The sequence below is a fragment of the Shewanella sp. SM29 genome, from assembly GCF_025654245.1.
Taxonomy (GTDB): domain Bacteria; phylum Pseudomonadota; class Gammaproteobacteria; order Enterobacterales; family Shewanellaceae; genus Shewanella; species Shewanella oncorhynchi.
On record NZ_JAKKRN010000001.1, the window covers coordinates 207,207 to 226,026 of the forward strand.

An 18,820-nucleotide genomic window follows, 5' to 3' on the forward strand; every position below is an offset into this window, starting at 1 on the left:
AGCTGCTGCAAAAAGTGAGTTAAGTATAGGTTGCAATAATCAATAGATAAATGCGAGTATCTGCCCATGTTTGTTGCATTAATCGGACGAATGGCTGCGTGTACTCTTAGTTATTATTCATGTGGTGACGTGAGTATGTGAGTGAACCTTCGAGTGATTTGAAAGTGAGTGATTAAACGTTATTGATTGAACGTTATTGATTGAACGCGAGTGGAGATAAATCATGGATAGACTCGAAGCGGCTAAGGTGTTTGTGACTATTGTTGAGCGCGGCAGCATGATAAGCGCCGCCAATGCCTTAGATATGTCGCGTTCTATGGTGACCCGTTACTTGAGCGAAATGGAAGAATGGTCTGGTGCTAGGTTGTTGCATCGCTCGACGCGTAGCCTCAGCTTAACGCCCGCGGGTGAGCAAGTGCTGGACTATTGCCATCGGCTGCTCGAACTGGCTAACGAAGTGCCTGCGGTAAGCCACGCCGCTGTGGCGATTCCGCGGGGCTTGTTGCGTATTAGTTGCTCCCAGTTTTTGGCGCATCAGATTTTAGCGCCCGTGGTACAGCAATATTTAGCCAGTTATCCGCAGGCGAGCGTGAATTTCCACGTGAGCAGCCAAACCGTCGATTTAGTCGCCGAGCGTATTGATCTGGCTATTCGCATCACCAATGAACTCGATCCCAATCTTATCGCTAGGCGCTTAGGGGAGTGTGAGTCTGTGGTGTGCGCCGCACCGAGTTATCTTGCAGCGCGCGCCGCCGTGCTGCATCCCGAGGATTTAACTCAGCATAACTGTTTAACCTATTCTTATTTTGGCGATGTGATGTGGCGCTTTTATAAAACCGATGTAGGGGCGAAACAGGCTCAAGCGTTGAACTCCGATCCTAAGTCAAACCAAGGTCAGGTATTTAACGTGCCGGTGAATGGTAATTTCAGCGCCAATGATTCCATGGTGGTGCTTAATGCCACGCTGGCTGGTGAGGGAATTGCTATGCAGCCGGTTTGGGCGGCGAAACCCTATTTAGACTCGGGTCAGCTAGTGCCTTTATTAACTGAGTTTAAGCCTCTGTCCCTCGGTGTGTATGGCGTGTATCAATCCCGCAAACACATGCAGCCTGCACTTAGGGTGATGATGGACATGCTGGTGGCCTACTTTGCCAGCTTGAATTGAAATAGTGTTAGTTTGAAATAGCACCTTTGAAATAGTGCCAAAGTCTACAGCACTCATAGCGTAATTGGATGCCATAAAAAAGGAGCTTAACCCTTTCGAGTTAAACTCCTCAGATTTACACTTGCCTAGATTCTAGATCTACTTAATCATCCGCTTGTATTTCAAGCGGTGTGGCTCAACCACATCGGCGCCATAGGTGTTCTTCAACCATGCCGAGTATTCTGTGTAGTTACCTTCGTAGAAGTTCACTTGACCTTCGTCGCGATAATCCAGAATGTGGGTCGCGATACGGTCGAGGAACCAACGGTCATGCGAAATCACCATAGCGCAACCTGGGAATTCCAGAATCGCTTCTTCCAGTGCGCGCAGGGTTTCAACGTCTAAGTCGTTGGTGGGTTCGTCGAGGAGTAATACGTTACCGCCCGCTTGCAGCAGTTTGGCTAAATGCACGCGGTTACGTTCACCACCAGATAAAGTACCGATGACTTTTTGCTGATCGCCACCACGGAAGTTGAAGCGGCCTACATAGGCGCGGCTCGGAATTTCCATGTTGTTGATACGCATGATGTCTTGACCACCGGAAATTTCTTCCCAAATGGTGTTCTTATCATTCATCGAATCGCGGAACTGCTCAACCGAGGCCAGTTGCACAGTATCACCCAGCTCAATGCTGCCGCTGTCTGGCTTTTCTGCGCCGGATAACATGCGGAACAGGGTCGATTTACCCGCGCCGTTGGCACCGATAATGCCGACGATCGCGCCCTTAGGCACAGAGAACGACAGGTTGTCGATCAAAACGCGGTCACCGTAAGATTTGGTCAGGTTATTCACTTCAATAACCTTGTCACCTAAACGAGGTCCGGGCGGAATAAACAGCTCGTTGGTTTCGTTACGTTTTTGGTAATCGTTAGTGTTCAGTTCTTCAAAGCGTGCCATACGGGCCTTGCCTTTAGACTGGCGGCCTTTCGCGCCTTGACGTACCCATTCCAATTCTTTGGCAATGGTCTTTTGGCGAGCGCTTTCGGTAGCCGATTCTTGCTTCAGACGGGCATCTTTCTGCTCAAGCCATGAAGAATAGTTACCTTCCCACGGAATACCTTCACCGCGGTCGAGTTCTAAAATCCAGCCAGCAGCATTGTCGAGGAAGTACCTGTCATGGGTAATCGCGACCACAGTACCAGCATATTCCTGCAGGAAGTGCTCAAGCCAAGCCACAGATTCAGCATCCAAGTGGTTGGTCGGTTCGTCCAGTAACAGCATTTCTGGCTTTTCAAGCAGCAAACGACAAATCGCTACGCGGCGACGTTCACCACCGGATAATACTTCGATTTTTTCATCCCAATCAGGCAGACGCAGGGCGTTGGCGGCGCGCTCAAGGACGTACTCTAAGTTATGGGCATCTTGGGCTTGAATAATGGCTTCGAGTTCGCCTTGCTCTTTCGCAAGGGCGTCGAAATCGGCGTCCGGCTCGGCGTAGGCCGCGTAAACGGCATCGAGGCGAGTTAGGGCATTTTTTGCCTCTGCAACCGCTTCTTCAATCGCTTCACGCACGGTTTGATTCGGATCGAGTTTAGGTTCCTGCGGCAGGTAACCGATTTTCAATCCCGGCATTGGGCGCGCTTCACCTTCAATTTCGGTGTCAATACCCGCCATAATGCGCAGTAGCGTCGACTTACCTGAACCGTTGAGGCCGAGTACGCCAATTTTGGCGCCGGGGAAAAAGCTTAAAGAAATATCTTTAAGGATCTGCTTCTTAGGCGGAACAATTTTACCCACCCGCAGCATGCTGTAAACAAACTGAGCCATTTTTCTCTATCTTAAGTGACTAATGATGCGGCTAATTCTACTCGATTGCGCGCCGAACTCAACTCGACAATGAGCCAAGTTCAAGCACTATCTGCAGGAATTTCATGTTTCAAATACTGGGATTGTGACCGCGTTCCGAGTAGAATACCGCGCAACCCTACCTATAAGAATTGGCAGCTGGAGTAAGCAATGCTGAAAAAAGATATGAATATCGCAGATTATGATCCGGAACTGTTTAACGCAATTCAGAATGAAACTCTGCGTCAAGAAGAGCATATTGAGCTGATTGCTTCTGAAAACTACACCAGTCCACGCGTGATGGAAGCGCAAGGTTCACAGTTAACCAATAAGTACGCTGAAGGCTATCCAGGCAAGCGTTACTACGGTGGTTGTGAGTATGTGGACGTAGTTGAAACCTTAGCGATTGAACGTGCTAAACAACTGTTTGGCGCAACTTACGCTAACGTACAACCTCATTCAGGTTCACAGGCAAACAGCGCGGTTTACATGGCATTGTTAAAACCTGGCGATACCGTACTGGGCATGAACTTAGCTCATGGTGGTCACTTGACCCACGGTTCTCCGGTTAACTTCTCTGGCAAACTGTACAACATCATTCCTTACGGTATCGACGAGTCTGGCAAAATCGACTACGACGAGATGGAGCGTATTGCCTTAGAACACAAGCCTAAGATGATGATCGGCGGTTTCTCTGCCTATTCAGGTATCGTTGATTGGGCAAAAATGCGTGAAATCGCAGACAAAATCGGTGCTTATTTATTTGTCGATATGGCACACGTTGCCGGTCTTATTGCTGCGGGCGTTTATCCAAACCCAGTACCACACGCGCATGTTGTGACATCTACGACCCACAAAACCTTAGCGGGTCCTCGTGGTGGCGTGATCCTATCTGCTGCTGACGATGAAGACTTGTACAAAAAGTTGAATTCTGCGGTATTCCCAGGCGGTCAAGGTGGCCCATTGATGCACGTTATCGCCGGTAAAGCGGTGGCGTTCAAAGAAGCCCTAGAGCCAGAATTTAAAGTGTACCAACAGCAAGTGGTTAACAACGCTAAAGCTATGGTTGAAGTGTTCCTTGAGCGCGGTTACAAAATCGTCTCTGGCGGAACCAGCAACCACTTAATGCTAGTTGACCTGATTGGTCGTGACTTAACGGGTAAAGAAGCCGATGCCGCCTTAGGTAGCGCTAACATTACCGTGAACAAAAACTCAGTGCCAAACGACCCACGTTCACCCTTTGTGACCTCAGGTGTGCGTATCGGTACGCCAGCCATTACGCGCCGCGGCTTTAAAGAAGCGGAATCGAAAGAGCTGACTGGCTGGATTTGTGACATCCTTGATGATGCAAGTAATCCTGTAGTGATTGAGCGTGTTAAGGGCCAAGTACTGGCACTGTGTGCACGTTTCCCTGTTTACGGTTAATCTGTAAATAGTCTCCTTTTTGTGGTGCTGAGCCTAACAAGCATCAGGTGGTTAACCTCAGCCCATAAATAGGATAAAATCCCATGGCCGCATTAAGCGGCCATTTTTATTGGTAAAATCTTAGGCTTAAATCCATAGCGTTTGACTGAGATTTAACAGGTAAACCTATTAACGCTTTACGACCATTCACTGGCAGGAGGCTCAATGCATTGTCCATTTTGTAGCGCGACAGATACTAAAGTCATCGATTCCCGATTAGTGGCAGAAGGCCACCAAGTGCGCCGTCGCCGAGAATGCACCGAATGTCATGAAAGATTTACCACCTTCGAAGGCGCCGAATTAGTCATGCCTAGGGTGATTAAGCGCGATGGTTCACGCCAACCCTTCGATGAAGAAAAACTCCAAGGTGGCATGTTGCGCGCCGTTGAAAAACGTCCCGTATCTATGGATGAAATCGAGCAAGCACTCAGCAAAATCAAGTCTACTCTGCGCGCCACTGGCGAGCGGGAAGTGCCGTCAGAAATGGTGGGTAACTTAATGATGGAGCAATTGATGAGCCTCGATAAAGTCGCCTACATACGTTTCGCTTCTGTGTACCGTGCCTTCGAAGACGTGTCTGAATTTGGCGAAGCCATCGCCAAACTGCAAAAGTAGTTATTCAGCTTTTGTCGCCTAAAAAGGCAGGCGTGCAGTTGCTAACAGCATGAAAAGAAAGATTTTATAAGACTGGTGAAAGCCGAAACCTTTAACAACAGGGTTGAACATGAGCTTGAACATAAGTTGGTCCGTACTCGATACCCAAATGATGAGCCGCGCGATTCAATTGGCGCGCAAAGGCTTTTACACCACGAGACCCAATCCCAGTGTGGGCTGCGTTATCGTTAACGATAACCAAATCATCGGTGAAGGTTATCATCAAAAAGCGGGTGAGCCCCACGCCGAAGTGCACGCACTACGTATGGCTGGTGAACATGCCCGTGGCGCAACCGCCTATGTCACCCTAGAGCCCTGCAGTCATTATGGCCGCACGCCGCCCTGCGCCTTGGCGCTGATCAATATTGGCGTTAAGCGTGTGGTGGTGGCGGTTGAAGATCCTAATCCGCAAGTGGCTGGGCGCGGTATTAAAATGCTGCGCGACGCCGGTATTGAAGTGGATGTGGGATTACACCGTGATGAAGCCTATGCCTTGAATTTAGGCTTTATGAAGCGTATGGAATCAGGTTTACCTAGAGTCACTGTAAAATTAGCCGCGAGTCTCGATGGTAAAACTGCGCTGTCTAACGGTGTGTCTAAATGGATAACCGGTCCAGAATCTCGCCGCGACGTGCAGCGATTACGTTTACGTTCCTGCGCTTTGGTCACTGGGATTGAAACCATATTGGCGGACGATCCCTCACTCAATGTGCGTTATCAGGAACTTGGCAGCTTAAAAGACAGTGTAACCGAGGCGCAATTACTACAGCCATTAAGAGTCATACTCGACAGTCGCGCCCGTTTGCCGTTATCGGCCGCCTGCTTGACTATCGTATCGCCCATACTCTTGGTCTCGACCGTGGCTTATCCCGCAGACTTTCAAGCACAATTGCCCTCCCATGTGAGTTGCCTCGTGTTACCTGCAATTGCAGGTCGCGTCTCATTGCCTGAACTATTAAGCTATTTAGGCCAAAGTTGTAATCACGTGCTGGTGGAAGCGGGTGCAACCTTAGCGGGCGCATTTTTAGCGCAGGGTCTGGCCGATGAGTTAGTGCTGTACCAAGCGATGAAAATCCTCGGCGGGCAAGGGCGTAATCTGCTGCAGCTACCCGATTATCAAACCATGGCGCAAATTCCTGCATTAATGTTGGTCGATGAGCGCAAATTAGGGCCAGATACCCGTTTAATCTTGAGCGTTAAGCCTGATACCTCTTTATCTAAATCGAATTGGAGCAAGATAACCGTTTAACCTTGAGCGTTATGCTTGATACTTCTTCATTTAATTAGGGCAAGATAACCGTTAAACCTTGAGTCTTATGCCTTATTACTTCTTTATCGAATAAGTGAGTTAACCATGTTTACTGGGATTATTGAAGCTGTTGGCACCCTGCGCAAACTGGAGCGTAAAGGCGATGATATTCGTTTGACCGTGGCGAGCGGCAAACTGGATTTAAACGATGTGCGTTTAGGCGACAGCATTGCCACTAACGGTGCGTGCTTAACGGTTGTGCAGCAATTAGCCGACGGTTATGTGGCTGATATCTCTGCCGAAACAGTGAGTCTAACCGGCTTTGCTCACTACAAAGTGGGTACTAAGGTGAATCTTGAAAAAGCCGTCACCCCAACCACACGTTTAGGCGGCCACATGGTCAGTGGCCATGTAGACGGTATTGCAACGGTTGAGCAACGCTTAGTGCGTGGTCAAGCTATCGAGTTTTGGCTAGCCGCACCCGCAGAGCTTGGGCGTTACATTGCCCATAAAGGTTCCATCACCATTGATGGCGTGAGTTTGACGGTTAACGAAGTGGACGGCAGTCGATTCCGCTTGACCATAGTGCCGCATACCGCGGGGGAAACCACGTTAATCGACCTGCAAGCGGGCGATAAGGTGAATATCGAAGTGGATTTAATCGCCCGTTATCTTGAACGCTTGATGAATTATGATGGCAAAGACAGCAAGAGCGGCGGTGTCACCATGGAAATGTTAGCCCGTGCCGGCTTTGTGCGTTAGTGCACAGGAGCAGATTATTTAACTTAAGCTTATCGGCAGCTTAGGTTATTTAGGTATAGAATTTCATAATAACAGCAAAATCAGAAGGTCCTACAATGGCGCTGCACAGTATAGAAGAGATCATCGAAGATATTCGTCAAGGCAAAATGGTTATTTTGATGGATGACGAAGACAGAGAAAACGAAGGTGATTTGATCATGGCGGCCGAAATGGTCACGCCAGAAGCGATTAACTTTATGGCGAAATATGGCCGTGGGCTCATTTGCCAGACCATGACTAAAGCCCGTTGCCAGCAGTTAAACCTGCCTTTAATGGTGACGAATAATAACGCCCAGTTCTCGACTAACTTTACGGTTTCTATTGAAGCGGCGGAAGGTGTGACTACCGGTATTTCGGCCCACGATCGTGCTGTAACGGTGAAAGCGGCTGTGGCTAAAGAGGCTAAAGCATCTGATTTAGTGCAACCAGGGCACATCTTCCCGCTAATGGCACAGGACGGCGGCGTATTAACCCGCGCAGGCCACACTGAAGCTGGCTGTGATTTAGCCCGTCTTGCGGGACTTGAGCCATCGGGCGTTATCGTTGAGATTTTGAACGAAGACGGCACTATGGCACGTCGCCCAGATTTAGAGATTTTCTCCGAGTTGCATGGCATCAAAATCGGCACTATCGCGGCTTTAATCGAGTATCGCAACACCAAAGAAACCACGGTTGTGCGTGAAGCTAAATGCAAATTACCGACCCGTTTCGGTGAGTTCGACATGGTGACCTTCAGAGACACTATCGACAATCAACTGCACTTTGCCTTAGTCAAAGGTGAGGTGAAAGAAGATTGTTTGGTGCGCGTGCATTTGCAAAATACCTTCAACGATTTACTCCACTCAGAGCGCGATCAGCAACGCAGCTGGCCACTCGAAAAGGCGATGGAGCGTATTTCTGCAGAAGGTGGTGTATTGGTTTTACTCGGGAATCAAGAACATCCCTGTGAAATCCTCTCTAAGGTGAAAGCCTTTGAAGCTGAAGATCAAGGCCAAGCGCCTGCTTCTGCAAAATGGCAGGGGACGTCGCGCCGAGTGGGTGTTGGCTCGCAAATTCTCGCTAGCCTTGGCGTGACTAAGATGCGTCTGCTCAGCTCGCCTAAACGCTACCATTCACTTTCAGGCTTTGGCCTTGAAGTGACTGAGTATGTGGCGGACTGAAACCCAAAGTTACACTGAAGTAAAATTAACAATTTCTGATAATTTGCATAGGGCTCTGGGCAATTGGCTGTGATATCATGTCGCCACTTTTCGCCCCGAGCTGGGTGCTTTAGCTAAATTAGGTAAGATAATGAACGTAGTTCAAGGTAATATCGAAGCGAAAAATGCCAAAGTTGCGATTGTAATTTCGCGTTTCAACAGCTTTTTAGTTGAGAGCTTGCTTGAAGGTGCACTTGACACGCTGAAACGTTTTGGCCAAGTCAGCGACGACAATATCACTGTTGTCCGTGTACCAGGTGCGGTTGAGTTGCCGCTAGCTGCGCGTCGCGTAGCTGCCAGTGGTAAATTCGACGGTATTATCGCATTAGGTGCGGTGATCCGTGGTGGTACTCCTCATTTTGATTTTGTTGCAGGCGAATGTAATAAAGGTCTAGCTCAAGTTGCTTTAGAATTTGATCTGCCTGTTGCTTTCGGTGTTTTGACCACTGATACCATTGAACAAGCGATTGAACGTTCAGGTACCAAAGCGGGTAACAAAGGCGGCGAAGCTGCTTTAAGCCTGCTTGAAATGGTCAATGTTCTGCAAGAACTTGAACAACAGTTGTTATAGTAGGAAAAATAATGAAGCCTTCTGAGCGCCGCAAGGCCCGCCGTTTAGCCGTTCAAGCCATCTATTCATGGCAACTAAGCGGGAATAATATTGCCGATGTCGAGCATGAGTTTTTAACTGAACAAAGTCTCGACGGTGTTGATGTAGCTTATTTTCGTGAGCTATTTTCAGGCGTTGCAACGAAGAAAACCCAATTGGATGAGCTGATCATCCCGCATCTGGAACGCCCGATTGATGAAGTGTCTCCAGTAGAGAAAGCCATAGTTCGTTTAGCGACCTATGAGCTTACTTTCCGTAAAGATGTGCCATACAAGGTCGCGATTAACGAAGCGATTGAGTTGGCAAAAGCTTTCGGTGCGGACGAGAGTCATAAGTTTGTGAACGGACTGCTCGACAAACTGGTTGCACGCAAGTAATAAAGACAAACGGTATCTTAGGATACCGTTTTTCATTGCTAACAAAGGTGGCCGATGTAAGTCGTGCCAAACTGTACAGTGAAAGAATTCCAATTAATTGAATGTTATTTTAGCAACCGCGGCCCCACTCGCCGTGATGTGAAGCTTGGCATCGGTGACGATTGCGCTTTAGTGCAACCTGCAGAAAACAAGTCGATCGCTATCTCCTGTGACACCTTAGTTGAAAATGTCCATTTCTTCCCCGATATGCCTCCTGCTGCCTTAGGTTACAAAGCCTTAGCGGTAAATTTATCTGATCTGGCTGCCATGGGCGCTGAACCCGCGTGGATGACGCTTGCCTTAACGCTACCCGAAGTCGATGAGACTTGGCTAAGTGGCTTTAGTGAAGGTTTATTTGAAGCGGCCGATTACTATGGCATCGCCTTAATTGGCGGCGATACGACTCGTGGTCCACGGGCGATTAGCATCACTGTGCACGGCCAAGTCCCACAGGGTAAGGCACTCACGCGTCATGGTGCTAAAGCCGGTGATTGGATTTATGTCACGGGCACGCTCGGAGATTCGGCTTTAGGTCTGGATATCATTCGCGGCGCGCAACAGGCTAGAGCCGAGCATAAAGAATTCCTGATTAATCGCCATTATCGTCCAACACCAAGAGTCTTAGCGGGTCAAGCTTTGCGTTCGCTTGCCTCCAGTGCAATCGATCTTTCCGACGGGTTTATCTCGGATATCGGTCATGTGCTTAAGGCTTCGGCAGTTGGTGCTGTGGTGGATGTTAATTGCATCCCGCTTTCACGCGCGATGCAAGATACCGTCAGCGAGGAGCATGCCTTAGGTTATGCGCTTACGGGGGGCGAAGATTATGAACTGCTGTTCACCGTTCCTGAAGCGCAAAAAGGTGCGCTTGAGACAGCGTTGAGCCATGCAGGAGCAAAGTTTGTTCGCGTTGGACAAATTTGTGCAGGTAGTAAGCTCAAGTTGCAACTTAATGGTGAGCCGTTTACGCCGCCGTATCACGGTTTCGAGCACTTTTAAGCGAAGAGCATGTTAATGAAATGGTTGTCAAAGGATCAGGTGCTAACGCGCCTGTCATTAAAAAATCCTGTCCACTTTTTGGCACTCGGTTTCGGTAGCGGGCTCGCCGCTAAAGCGCCTGGCACCTTCGGTACTTTGGCCGCAGTTCCCCTCTATTTATTGATGGCGCCATTACCGCTCACTTGGTATATCGGCTTAACCTTATTGAGCGCATTTGCGGGATTTTATATCTGCGGTAAAGCCGCTCAAGATATGGGTGTTCACGATCACGGTGCGATTGTGTGGGATGAAGTGGTTGGGCTACTGATCACTATGATAGCGGCACCAGCAGGTTGGGGTTGGTTGTTAGTCGGCTTTGGTCTATTTCGCTTTTTCGACATCATCAAGCCTTGGCCTATTCGATGGCTCGATGCCAAAGTTCATGGTGGCTTTGGCATTATGATTGACGATGTCTTAGCGGGCGTGTTTTCGTTTATTTGTCTGCAAGGGCTAGTCTGGTGTTTTAGCTAACATTATCGCTAACCTAACATGATAGTTAACCCGGCATGTTAGTTAGCATGGTCAACAACTAACCCTTAGTTTTTGATATAGCCCCTTAGCTTGTGATATAGAGTGTGTAGATTCAAGCGTTTAGCGACCTTATTCGTTATCTGATCCATACTACTATTGCAGCAGTTCCCTTGCGTTCGCGAGGGTATTGCTGGTGATAGTATCGCCACCTAACAGTCTTGCAAGCTCTTGGATACGCTGCTCACGATCGAGCGATTTCATTGTGGTCTCAGTACTGCCTGCCTTATTAAATTTATCGACGAACATGTGTTGATGACCATTGCCCGCAACTTGCGGCAAGTGAGTCACGCACAGTACTTGGGTCGATTCCCCTAAGCTGCGTAACATGCGGCCAACCACTGCTGCGGTGGGGCCGGAAATCCCGACATCCACCTCATCGAAAATTAATGTCGGTGTGGCAACTTTTTTCGCGGTAATCACTTGGATCCCTAGCCCTATCCGTGAGAGCTCACCGCCAGACGCGACTTTCGAAATCGGTTGTAAAGGTTGGCCAGGGTTAGTGGTTACCATAAATTCGATATTGTCACTGCCATTGGCTGACATTTGCTCGGGGTGGAAATTGACTTCGATCGTAAATTTACCCTTAGGCATATTCAGTTCGTGGATTGACTGAGTCACCAGTTTGTCGAGTTCTTTAGCATAGCGGGCACGGCTTTGGCTGAGCTTTTGCGCATTGCTAAGGTAAGCGGCTCTACTTGCTTCGACTTGAAGCTGAATTTCTTCAAGTTTACTTTCATCACTGTCTAAGGTGCTTAGCTCAGCCTTTAATGCTAAATGATGCTCGGCCAGTTTATTCGGGCTAACATGATGCTTACGCGCTAGTTGCATGGCTTTTGATAGCCGTTCTTCTAAATAGGCGAAATGGGTCGGATCGAGTTCAAGCTTACTCAAATAGTGCTGTAATTCGCCTGCACTTTCTTGTACTTGGATTAAGGCATCATTCAACATAGTGCTGACATTGCTTAATGCGGGATCGTAGCCTTGCAGATCTTCTGCAAGGGAAACGACGCGATTAAGTAGTGACTCAATATTATTTTCTTCGCCATCTGTCAGTAGATCAAGACTCGCCTGACAGGTATCAATGAGCTCAGTGCCATTGGCTAAGCGTTTGTGCTCTTGCTCAATTTCATCGAACTCATCAACTTTAAGATCAAACTCATCGAGTTCTTCTACTTGATATTGCACTAATTGCTTACGGGCAATACGTTCATGCTGTGAGGCTTCGAGTTGTTTTAGGTCAGCCTCAATTTGCTTGCAGCGTTGAAAACTGGCGGCAACCGTATCGATAAGTAATCTGTGGTTGGCATAACTGTCGAGCAGGGTGAGTTGATGTTCACTTTTTAACATTGCATGGTGCGCATGTTGACCGTGAATACCGATAAGCAACTGACCCAGTAATTTTAGCTGCGTCAGCGGCACTGGATTACCATTGATGTAGGCGCGTGAACGGCCATCGCTACCAATCGTCCGACGTAGTATGCACTCATCATCGAGTTCAAGATCGTTATCTTCTAACCAACGTTTCGCCAGTGGAATATCATCCAAGGAAAAGCGGGCGCTGACCTCGGTTTTATTGGCTCCGGGACGAACACTGCTGGCATCGGCGCGATTGCCTAGGCATAGGCCTAGCGCATCGATGGCAATCGATTTACCCGCACCGGTTTCACCTGTGATGCTGGTCATACCGGGGCGAAAATCCAGTTCTAAAAAACGGACGATAGCGAAGTTATTAATGCTGAGTTGGCAAAGCATAGTGAATTCCTGTCGAAAAACATACCAAACCACTGTATTGATAAACAGTATATACTGATTTTATATACAGTAAAGTGGCTTGGGTAAATAATCGGCATTATCGGTAGTAAATATTTTTAATTAACTGATTATGCATAGGTTCTTACTAAGCTTTCTAAGATAGGTAAACTGAAGAAAGTGACTAAGGTGCCAAATAGAATGCCTTGAGCACTGGTTGAAGCCTGAGTGTTATAACGCTGGGCGAGTAAGTACACGCTAGCCGCGGTGGGCAGTGCGCTCAAGATCACGCCCATGATCAGGTAGTCACCACTTACGCCAAAACGGTTAAGCATAAAGTAGACGAGTGCCGGTTGGATAGCCAGCTTGAAAAGGTTGATAAGGCTCAGTTCGATAAAATTCTTGGGGCTAAATACGCTGCTATCTTTCTGGTAGCGCATCGCTTTGGCGAGTACCATGCCGATAGCAAATAGGGCGCAGGGGCTTGAAGTATTGCCTATTTGCTGGATCATTAGTGCCAGCCCTGACGGCAGTTTTATCTCTAGCGCCGAAATGCCGACGCCAATTAAGCTACCAATAACGATAGGGTTTTTACCTACCGCCATCGCCATTATGACTAAGGCGTGGTGTTGTCTTTGGGTGTTAGTGGCCAGTTCCATCGAGACTAAGGCGACGGCAAACATCAACACGGATAATAAGCTGGCAATCGCGGCGGCGACTAACGCACTTTGCTGCTGCGGAAAGAGGATGATGAGCAGTGGAATACCAATAAATGCCGTATTACCAAAGGTGGCATTGAGGGCTCGAATAGCGGCAACCGCATGCTGTTTAGGGTTAGCGATCAGCGATAGCCCAAGGCAGACAAGATAAGTGATTACCATAGCTGTGCTGTAGCCCGCAATAAATCCCCATTGCAAAATCTCGTCAATCGGCTGCTGGGCGAGGGCGATAAGCATGATTGCAGGGAACGCAATATAGTAGACATATTGGTTTAGCACTTGATCCGTATCGACGGGCAAGAGTTTTAGTTTTTGCACTAGTGTACCGAGCAACATGATCCCGAAGACGGCAAACAGAGGGGTTAAAATGGTCATTTCCCTCACTCATCCTTTACGATTAAATTTGAATAAACTCGTCCACCGTCGTCATTTTACTATCGCTATGATTCTTGGTGGACAGAGTTACAGCACTTGCTTCTTTTTATGCCACTTTAAAGCCAGAGTTAGCGCCAGCGCAGTAAAACTCGCCACAAAATAACATACCATTTCAATCTAAGGCTATTGCGCTATGGTCGTATAAGTGAATAATTCAATGTTTAAAACACAATCACTTAGTGAATTTAGCGTTTTAACGTCAATACCCAATATGTGAAATTAGGATATGCAATGAGTGATGATTTAGGCGCTGAACTACAACTTGTCTATCTTTTTGTGCATTTAGTCAATGCGGGCAGTTTTTCGCAGGCGGCGAAAGAGCTCGATATGCCCATCGCCACTGTGAGCCGCAAGTTAGCGAAGTTGGAAGAGAAGCTCGATAAACAGCTTTTTATGCGCAGCACCCGCAAGTTGCGACTGACAGAGGAAGGGCTGGCGCTCTTTCAACGCTACCAGAGTGTGGTTGCTCAATTTGATGAACTAAGTGGTTTAGGCAGTGATAAACCCGAGGGAACCTTACGCATCGCCGCGCCGATTTCGATTATTTCCATCGTGTTTATTCAAGCATTGAATGAGTTTGGCCGTTTGTATCCTGATATCCGTTTGCACATTTCCCAGAGTAATGAGTTAGTAGATTTGATCGACAAAGGCATAGATGTGGCGATTGTTGGCGGAGCTCAGCCTGATTCTTCTTGGGTGTCGAGTACCTTAGGCGAGCTCGACTATTGCCTGTTTGCCACACCAGAATATTTGGCTCAGGCACCTAAACTTGTGCATCCCGATGATCTTGAAGCCCATCAACTGATAAAAGTCTGGCCGCTGTTTAATTGGCATTTAAAGCATCCAAGCGGCGAGTCTTTTTATTTTAATGGCCCGACTAAGCTCACCCTCACGGACTTACACGGAGCGATTCAGGCGACCTTAGGCCATGGCGGGATCTTGTATGGTCCTGAACTGTTTGTAAAACAGCAGATTAAAGAAGGGAAACTTAAAGTATTACTGCCGGAATGGATTGGCGAGCAGAGGCGGATTTCGATTTTATATCATCAGCGCAGCCAGCAGCCGCTAAAGGTAAGAGTCTTTATTGAGTTTATGCAGTCAAAGGCGCCAGAGTTATTCTCTATGCGTTGATTTAACCGAGTTATTCTTTAATAAGGGAACTGATTTTTAGCGTCTTTTAGGTTTTACGGTGTTTTTGCTCATGGTGTTTTGCGTTTGTTTTGCGTCTTGCAGGCTGGAGCGTGTCGCGGGCAGTATGCCGAGTTCTAAGAAGTATCCCACTAAACGCCGTAGTTCAAATAAAGAACCGATACGCTGTTGATCTTTGATGGTCAGTTTCCAACTGTCGGTGCGTCCTTCGCTATTGGTTAAGATAAATCCTTGATAAACAATCTTTCTCATTGGAATAACTCAATCTTTATTGATGCTATTTATAGCAACTGGATATCTTTGACGGGATTCGTTGGTGAGGGTGTAAAACGATGATCCCTTTCTTATTCTGCATGGATAATAGGTGCTTGAGTAACCCCAAGCACCTCATCAGTTAAGCTACGCTGATACCGATATTTGATACGCCAGCTTCGATAATGTCTTTGCGTAAACCTTTGACCAGTTCTGCGGTGATCTTCGGATTTTCTTCAATAATTTCCAGCAGAGAATTTTGTAATTCTTTCTCTTCCTCCATGACTTCATGGGCGAAAACGAAATCATCTAATGCTTCATCCACCAAATCGACATCGCTGATCGCTTCGATGTAGTTAGCCACTGTGCTGGATGATAATTTGCTGATATTGACTATGTCTTCTTCAATTTTGCCTTGAATCGCACCCAGTAAGGTCGATATGGCGACCACTGCATCCATAGCAGGATAGACGCCATAGGCTTCAAAATCAGCAGGATCTGGGGTGTTATCTTCCAGGCGTTGCAGATGCACATCGACATTGAATTTGAGCTTGGAGTCGTACTGGGATTGCCACAATAGTTCTAATGCGGTACTCAACACTGTAGGATCGCCAAACTCACAGACTTCGGAAAACAGTTGATAGTTGGGCAACATACGTTGGCAAAGTGCAGTGGCAAAGAGTTGTTTTTGTGGCAGTGTTAACGCCTTGAGACGTTTAAAGAAGCCCGTTTTTTTGGTCATCTGTTATTTCCGCTGATAGCTGTGATATCACTTGATTTGCCGCAGATTCTACCTTAGTTAACTCATCAAGTAACTCTAGTATTTCGGGTTCGAGATCTTCAACCGATGTTTCACGTTTTAGTGCCGATTCAATTTCTTGGCATAACCTTTGTGTGGTGGGCACGCCGCAGTAGCAGCTCGCACCATGCAGTTTATGGATAGTACTGAGCATGACAGGGTGATCGTTTTGACTTAGTGCCGTTTGAATCGTCGCCACGGTTTGCGGCAATGAGTCGAGCAACATTCTGAGCATATCTAAGGCGAGATCGGCCTTGTGATTGGCTTGGGTTAAGCATAAATCCCAGTTCAGCGTATGCAGGTCAAAATGGGTGAACTTAGGTCGAGTGATCCAGCGATGAATAATGTCTTTGAGCGCCGCTTCATCAATAGGTTTAGGTAAATATCCGTCCATACCACTGCCTAAAATCAGTTCGCGTTCTTCGGCAATGGCATGGGCTGTCACGGCAATTATCGGCGTGTTGCGGTTCATCGAGCCTTGGCGAATTTGCTTCGTGGCGCTAATGCCATCTGTGCCAGGCATTTGGATATCCATAAAAATCAAGTCGAAGGTGCGAGTCTTCGCCTGTTTAACTGCCTCATCACCACTGTTGACGGCAACCACAGTCGTCACTAATTCGCTGAGTAAAGTATCAATCAGTTTTAAGTTGGCAAAGTTATCATCTACCGCTAGCACGGTTAAGGATTGGCGCGCAACCGGCGTTGATATTGTCGCAGGGGCTATGATGTCGTACTCCATCGGTGGATAGAGTAAGTTGCGCGCAAGCTGATGCTCACTGACTGGCAGAGACAACACCACATCGGCATTCGGGCGAATAAATTGGGTTAAGGCATCCTGTTCTTGGCAATCGTATAGCACTATAAGGCAATCTGTTTTGGTCTTCGCCAAGTTTAGTGTACTCACCAGTTGTTTTGAATCGCTAAACCCATGGCAACTCAAGAGAACATAGTCGTATGGCGCTTCAGCCGTGGCGAGCGTAGTCAACAAGCTTGGTATATGCTGATGATGGGTGACTTTTGTATCCCATTGATTCAATTGGCGGCTTAATACTGCGTGGGTGAGTACTCGCGGTTCGTAAAATAGTATGGTTTTGTCTTTGAGTTTTTCGAGTGGCAGTGAGTCACCGATTTGGAATTGACCTAAGCCGAGCGGCAAACTGAACCAGAAGTTTGAGCCTTTTTCTGGGGATGAAGTAAAGCCGATTTGGCCACCCATTTGATTCACTAAACGTTTAGTGATCACTAAACCTAAGCCAGTGCCACCAAAGCGGCGCGAAATCGACGAGTCTGCTTGGCCAAAGGCTTGGAATAAAAAGTCCTGTTGGCTTTCATCGATACCAATACCTGTGTCGACCACATCACAGCGCAGTACCACTTGTTCATCCGATTGGCTCTGCAGTTCGATTTTGACCATCACGCTGCCAGAGTCAGTAAATTTAATCGCGTTACCAACCAAGTTATTGATGATTTGGCATACGCGCATGGCATCGCCATTGACATTGTCGGGCACGTTGGGGGCGATATCGACGACGAGTTCTAGGCCTTTGGCCTGTGCGCTGCCCGAGATCAAGGTAATCGTATCGCTTATGGTTTCCCTAAGGCCGAAGGGCATGTTTTCTAACACCATTTTACCGGCTTCGAGTTTAGAAAAGTCGAGAATGTCGTTGATGATACCCAGCAGGTTAGTGGCGCTGCGTTCTATGGTCTTGATGTAATCGACTTGGCTCGAATGCAATGGTGTTTTGACTAATTGCCGCGCAAAACCGATAACACCATTGAGTGGCGTACGTAACTCGTGGGACATATTCGCTAAGAATTCAGATTTAATTCGGCTGGCTTCTAGGGCGCGTTTTTTAGCTAAATCCAGCTCGACGTTTTGGATTTCAATCTGCTCTAAGGTTTCCCGCAGATCCGACGTTGCTTGGTCGATATTTTGCTGCATCTCATCATGATATTCCGACAACGAACCTGCCATGGCATTGATGCCGCGTTTGAGTAAGTCCAGCTCACCAATCAAGTTGCCATCTAAGCGGGCGTCTAATTTACCTTCACGGATTTTAGCGACGACGCGCACCATTTCAGTAATGGGCTGAGTGACGTTTTTCACTAGCCGGAAAGTAAATAGCAGGTTTAACTGCACGCCGATCAACACGATAATAAAGGCGGCGACAGCGGCTCTATGTTGCTCTAACAAGGCGCGTTCTTTATTGATTATTATCGAGATATAACCTAAAAGATGACCATCGTCTGTCTGGATATCGTAATTAGCGGGAGCAGCAATGGGGCCTGTGGCAAAAATGGGCGTCCGTAAAATAAGGCTGTCGTCCACATGTTCAATTTCGGTTTTATGCAGCGTGTTGAGGGCTTCTTTGTAGCGCATAATCTCAAAGTCTTTGTGATAGTGGGAGGTCACAAAGAGTTGATTATTGGCATCGAAAATCGCGATGGATTTTACTAAGGTGGATTTGTTGAGCTGTGCCGCCGCGAGTAAGCGTTTGGTCGCCTCGCGATCATTCGCCACTAAGCCGATTTCACTGGCAATCGACAGGGGCTCGATAATATTGCTGCCCTGTTCGGCGAGCGTATCTTCGAGCTCATAAAAACGGTTTATGGTAAAGTAGCTGCCCAGAAGGATACCGACCAAGATTGTTGGCGCGAGCGCCAGCACAAGAACCCAAGAACGTAGGCTGTATTTGGTCATGTTGTTGACAGGGTTCATAGCAGCGGCGGTGTTTCCTGTGACAGAGACTAAGATAATTTTATAAGACT

17 protein-coding genes are annotated in these 18,820 nt (G+C 47.6%); 11 read left to right on the plus strand and 6 right to left on the minus strand.

Annotated features, from left to right (window positions below; translation table 11 throughout):
* The first annotated feature begins 223 nt into the window (after positions 1 to 223).
* On the plus strand, positions 224 to 1,165 hold the full coding sequence (locus L5L77_RS00950) for a LysR family transcriptional regulator (protein WP_212599293.1): 942 nt from the start codon (positions 224 to 226) through the stop codon (positions 1,163 to 1,165).
* 138 nt (positions 1,166 to 1,303) lie between these two features.
* Here the strand turns inward: L5L77_RS00950 and ettA are convergent, their stop codons facing one another.
* Positions 1,304 to 2,971 carry an energy-dependent translational throttle protein EttA gene (gene ettA / locus L5L77_RS00955; RefSeq protein ID WP_028761391.1) on the minus strand — a complete coding sequence of 556 codons (1,668 nt, stop codon included), beginning with the start codon at positions 2,969 to 2,971 and terminating at the stop codon, positions 1,304 to 1,306.
* Between the two features lie 189 nt (positions 2,972 to 3,160).
* Here ettA and glyA point away from each other — a divergent pair, with 189 nt between their 5' ends.
* The 9 genes from glyA (at position 3,161) to L5L77_RS01000 (ending at position 10,888) form a co-directional block, all read left to right on the plus strand.
* Positions 3,161 to 4,414 (plus strand): serine hydroxymethyltransferase, encoded by a 1,254-nt coding sequence (glyA, locus tag L5L77_RS00960; protein ID WP_263140204.1) that lies wholly within the window; start codon positions 3,161 to 3,163, stop codon positions 4,412 to 4,414.
* A gap of 204 nt (positions 4,415 to 4,618) precedes the next feature.
* The gene (gene nrdR / locus L5L77_RS00965; protein ID WP_006082643.1) at positions 4,619 to 5,068 is read left to right on the plus strand and encodes a transcriptional regulator NrdR; all 450 of its coding nucleotides are present in this window, start codon (positions 4,619 to 4,621) and stop codon (positions 5,066 to 5,068) included.
* Between the two features lie 109 nt (positions 5,069 to 5,177).
* On the plus strand, positions 5,178 to 6,356 hold the full coding sequence (gene ribD / locus L5L77_RS00970; protein WP_263140207.1) for a bifunctional diaminohydroxyphosphoribosylaminopyrimidine deaminase/5-amino-6-(5-phosphoribosylamino)uracil reductase RibD: 1,179 nt from the start codon (positions 5,178 to 5,180) through the stop codon (positions 6,354 to 6,356).
* Between the two features lie 105 nt (positions 6,357 to 6,461).
* Positions 6,462 to 7,118 (plus strand): riboflavin synthase, encoded by a 657-nt coding sequence (locus L5L77_RS00975; protein WP_263221819.1) that lies wholly within the window; start codon positions 6,462 to 6,464, stop codon positions 7,116 to 7,118.
* Between the two features lie 95 nt (positions 7,119 to 7,213).
* Complete coding sequence (gene ribBA / locus L5L77_RS00980; RefSeq protein WP_028761388.1) at positions 7,214 to 8,317, plus strand: bifunctional 3,4-dihydroxy-2-butanone-4-phosphate synthase/GTP cyclohydrolase II; 1,104 nt, start codon at positions 7,214 to 7,216, stop codon at positions 8,315 to 8,317.
* Between the two features lie 130 nt (positions 8,318 to 8,447).
* Positions 8,448 to 8,927, plus strand: a complete 480-nt coding sequence (ribE, locus tag L5L77_RS00985) for a 6,7-dimethyl-8-ribityllumazine synthase (protein ID WP_006082639.1) — start codon at positions 8,448 to 8,450, stop codon at positions 8,925 to 8,927.
* Positions 8,928 to 8,938: 11 nt separating this feature from the next.
* Entirely contained in the window at positions 8,939 to 9,343 is a 405-nt protein-coding gene (nusB, locus tag L5L77_RS00990; RefSeq protein ID WP_006082638.1) for a transcription antitermination factor NusB, read from the plus strand.
* 78 nt (positions 9,344 to 9,421) lie between these two features.
* Entirely contained in the window at positions 9,422 to 10,378 is a 957-nt protein-coding gene (thiL, locus tag L5L77_RS00995; protein ID WP_049821775.1) for a thiamine-phosphate kinase, read from the plus strand.
* 15 nt (positions 10,379 to 10,393) lie between these two features.
* Complete coding sequence (locus L5L77_RS01000) at positions 10,394 to 10,888, plus strand: phosphatidylglycerophosphatase A (RefSeq protein ID WP_219251246.1); 495 nt, start codon at positions 10,394 to 10,396, stop codon at positions 10,886 to 10,888.
* A 153-nt stretch (positions 10,889 to 11,041) separates the two neighbouring features.
* Here the strand turns inward: L5L77_RS01000 and recN are convergent, their stop codons facing one another.
* Complete coding sequence (gene recN / locus L5L77_RS01005) at positions 11,042 to 12,700, minus strand: DNA repair protein RecN (RefSeq protein WP_263186100.1); 1,659 nt, start codon at positions 12,698 to 12,700, stop codon at positions 11,042 to 11,044.
* Positions 12,701 to 12,828: 128 nt separating this feature from the next.
* Positions 12,829 to 13,791: an AEC family transporter gene (locus L5L77_RS01010; protein ID WP_263146999.1), complete on the minus strand. Its 963-nt coding sequence runs from the start codon at positions 13,789 to 13,791 to the stop codon at positions 12,829 to 12,831.
* A 291-nt stretch (positions 13,792 to 14,082) separates the two neighbouring features.
* On the opposite strand from L5L77_RS01010, the gene lldR reads away from it, so the two are divergent.
* Positions 14,083 to 14,982, plus strand: a complete 900-nt coding sequence (gene lldR, locus L5L77_RS01015; RefSeq protein ID WP_263221822.1) for a LysR family transcriptional regulator LldR — start codon at positions 14,083 to 14,085, stop codon at positions 14,980 to 14,982.
* 36 nt (positions 14,983 to 15,018) lie between these two features.
* Here the strand turns inward: lldR and L5L77_RS01020 are convergent, their stop codons facing one another.
* The 3 genes from L5L77_RS01020 to barA all read right to left on the minus strand — a co-directional run bounded on the left by L5L77_RS01020 (position 15,019) and on the right by barA (position 18,770).
* Positions 15,019 to 15,252 (minus strand): DUF3319 domain-containing protein, encoded by a 234-nt coding sequence (locus L5L77_RS01020; protein ID WP_131523583.1) that lies wholly within the window; start codon positions 15,250 to 15,252, stop codon positions 15,019 to 15,021.
* A gap of 142 nt (positions 15,253 to 15,394) precedes the next feature.
* Positions 15,395 to 15,994 (minus strand): YjaG family protein, encoded by a 600-nt coding sequence (locus L5L77_RS01025; RefSeq protein ID WP_028761381.1) that lies wholly within the window; start codon positions 15,992 to 15,994, stop codon positions 15,395 to 15,397.
* Entirely contained in the window at positions 15,969 to 18,770 is a 2,802-nt protein-coding gene (gene barA / locus L5L77_RS01030; protein ID WP_263191261.1) for a two-component sensor histidine kinase BarA, read from the minus strand. Before barA ends, L5L77_RS01025 begins: the two co-directional genes overlap by 26 nt.
* Positions 18,771 to 18,820: the final 50 nt, after the last annotated feature.

Excerpts from the sequence above, each read along its gene's own strand:
- L5L77_RS00950 (WP_212599293.1), top strand. The coding sequence starts at position 224 with ATGGATAGACTCGAAGCGGCTAAGGTGTTTGTGACTATTGTTGAGCGC.
- ettA (WP_028761391.1), bottom strand. The coding sequence starts at position 2,971 with ATGGCTCAGTTTGTTTACAGCATGCTGCGGGTGGGTAAAATTGTTCCG.
- glyA (WP_263140204.1), top strand. The coding sequence starts at position 3,161 with ATGCTGAAAAAAGATATGAATATCGCAGATTATGATCCGGAACTGTTT.
- nrdR (WP_006082643.1), top strand. The coding sequence starts at position 4,619 with ATGCATTGTCCATTTTGTAGCGCGACAGATACTAAAGTCATCGATTCC.
- ribD (WP_263140207.1), top strand. The coding sequence starts at position 5,178 with ATGAGCTTGAACATAAGTTGGTCCGTACTCGATACCCAAATGATGAGC.
- L5L77_RS00975 (WP_263221819.1), top strand. The coding sequence starts at position 6,462 with ATGTTTACTGGGATTATTGAAGCTGTTGGCACCCTGCGCAAACTGGAG.
- ribBA (WP_028761388.1), top strand. The coding sequence starts at position 7,214 with ATGGCGCTGCACAGTATAGAAGAGATCATCGAAGATATTCGTCAAGGC.
- ribE (WP_006082639.1), top strand. The coding sequence starts at position 8,448 with ATGAACGTAGTTCAAGGTAATATCGAAGCGAAAAATGCCAAAGTTGCG.
- nusB (WP_006082638.1), top strand. The coding sequence starts at position 8,939 with ATGAAGCCTTCTGAGCGCCGCAAGGCCCGCCGTTTAGCCGTTCAAGCC.
- L5L77_RS01000 (WP_219251246.1), top strand. The coding sequence starts at position 10,394 with ATGAAATGGTTGTCAAAGGATCAGGTGCTAACGCGCCTGTCATTAAAA.
- recN (WP_263186100.1), bottom strand. The coding sequence starts at position 12,700 with ATGCTTTGCCAACTCAGCATTAATAACTTCGCTATCGTCCGTTTTTTA.
- L5L77_RS01010 (WP_263146999.1), bottom strand. The coding sequence starts at position 13,791 with ATGACCATTTTAACCCCTCTGTTTGCCGTCTTCGGGATCATGTTGCTC.
- lldR (WP_263221822.1), top strand. The coding sequence starts at position 14,083 with ATGAGTGATGATTTAGGCGCTGAACTACAACTTGTCTATCTTTTTGTG.
- L5L77_RS01020 (WP_131523583.1), bottom strand. The coding sequence starts at position 15,252 with ATGAGAAAGATTGTTTATCAAGGATTTATCTTAACCAATAGCGAAGGA.
- L5L77_RS01025 (WP_028761381.1), bottom strand. The coding sequence starts at position 15,994 with ATGACCAAAAAAACGGGCTTCTTTAAACGTCTCAAGGCGTTAACACTG.
- barA (WP_263191261.1), bottom strand. The coding sequence starts at position 18,770 with ATGAACCCTGTCAACAACATGACCAAATACAGCCTACGTTCTTGGGTT.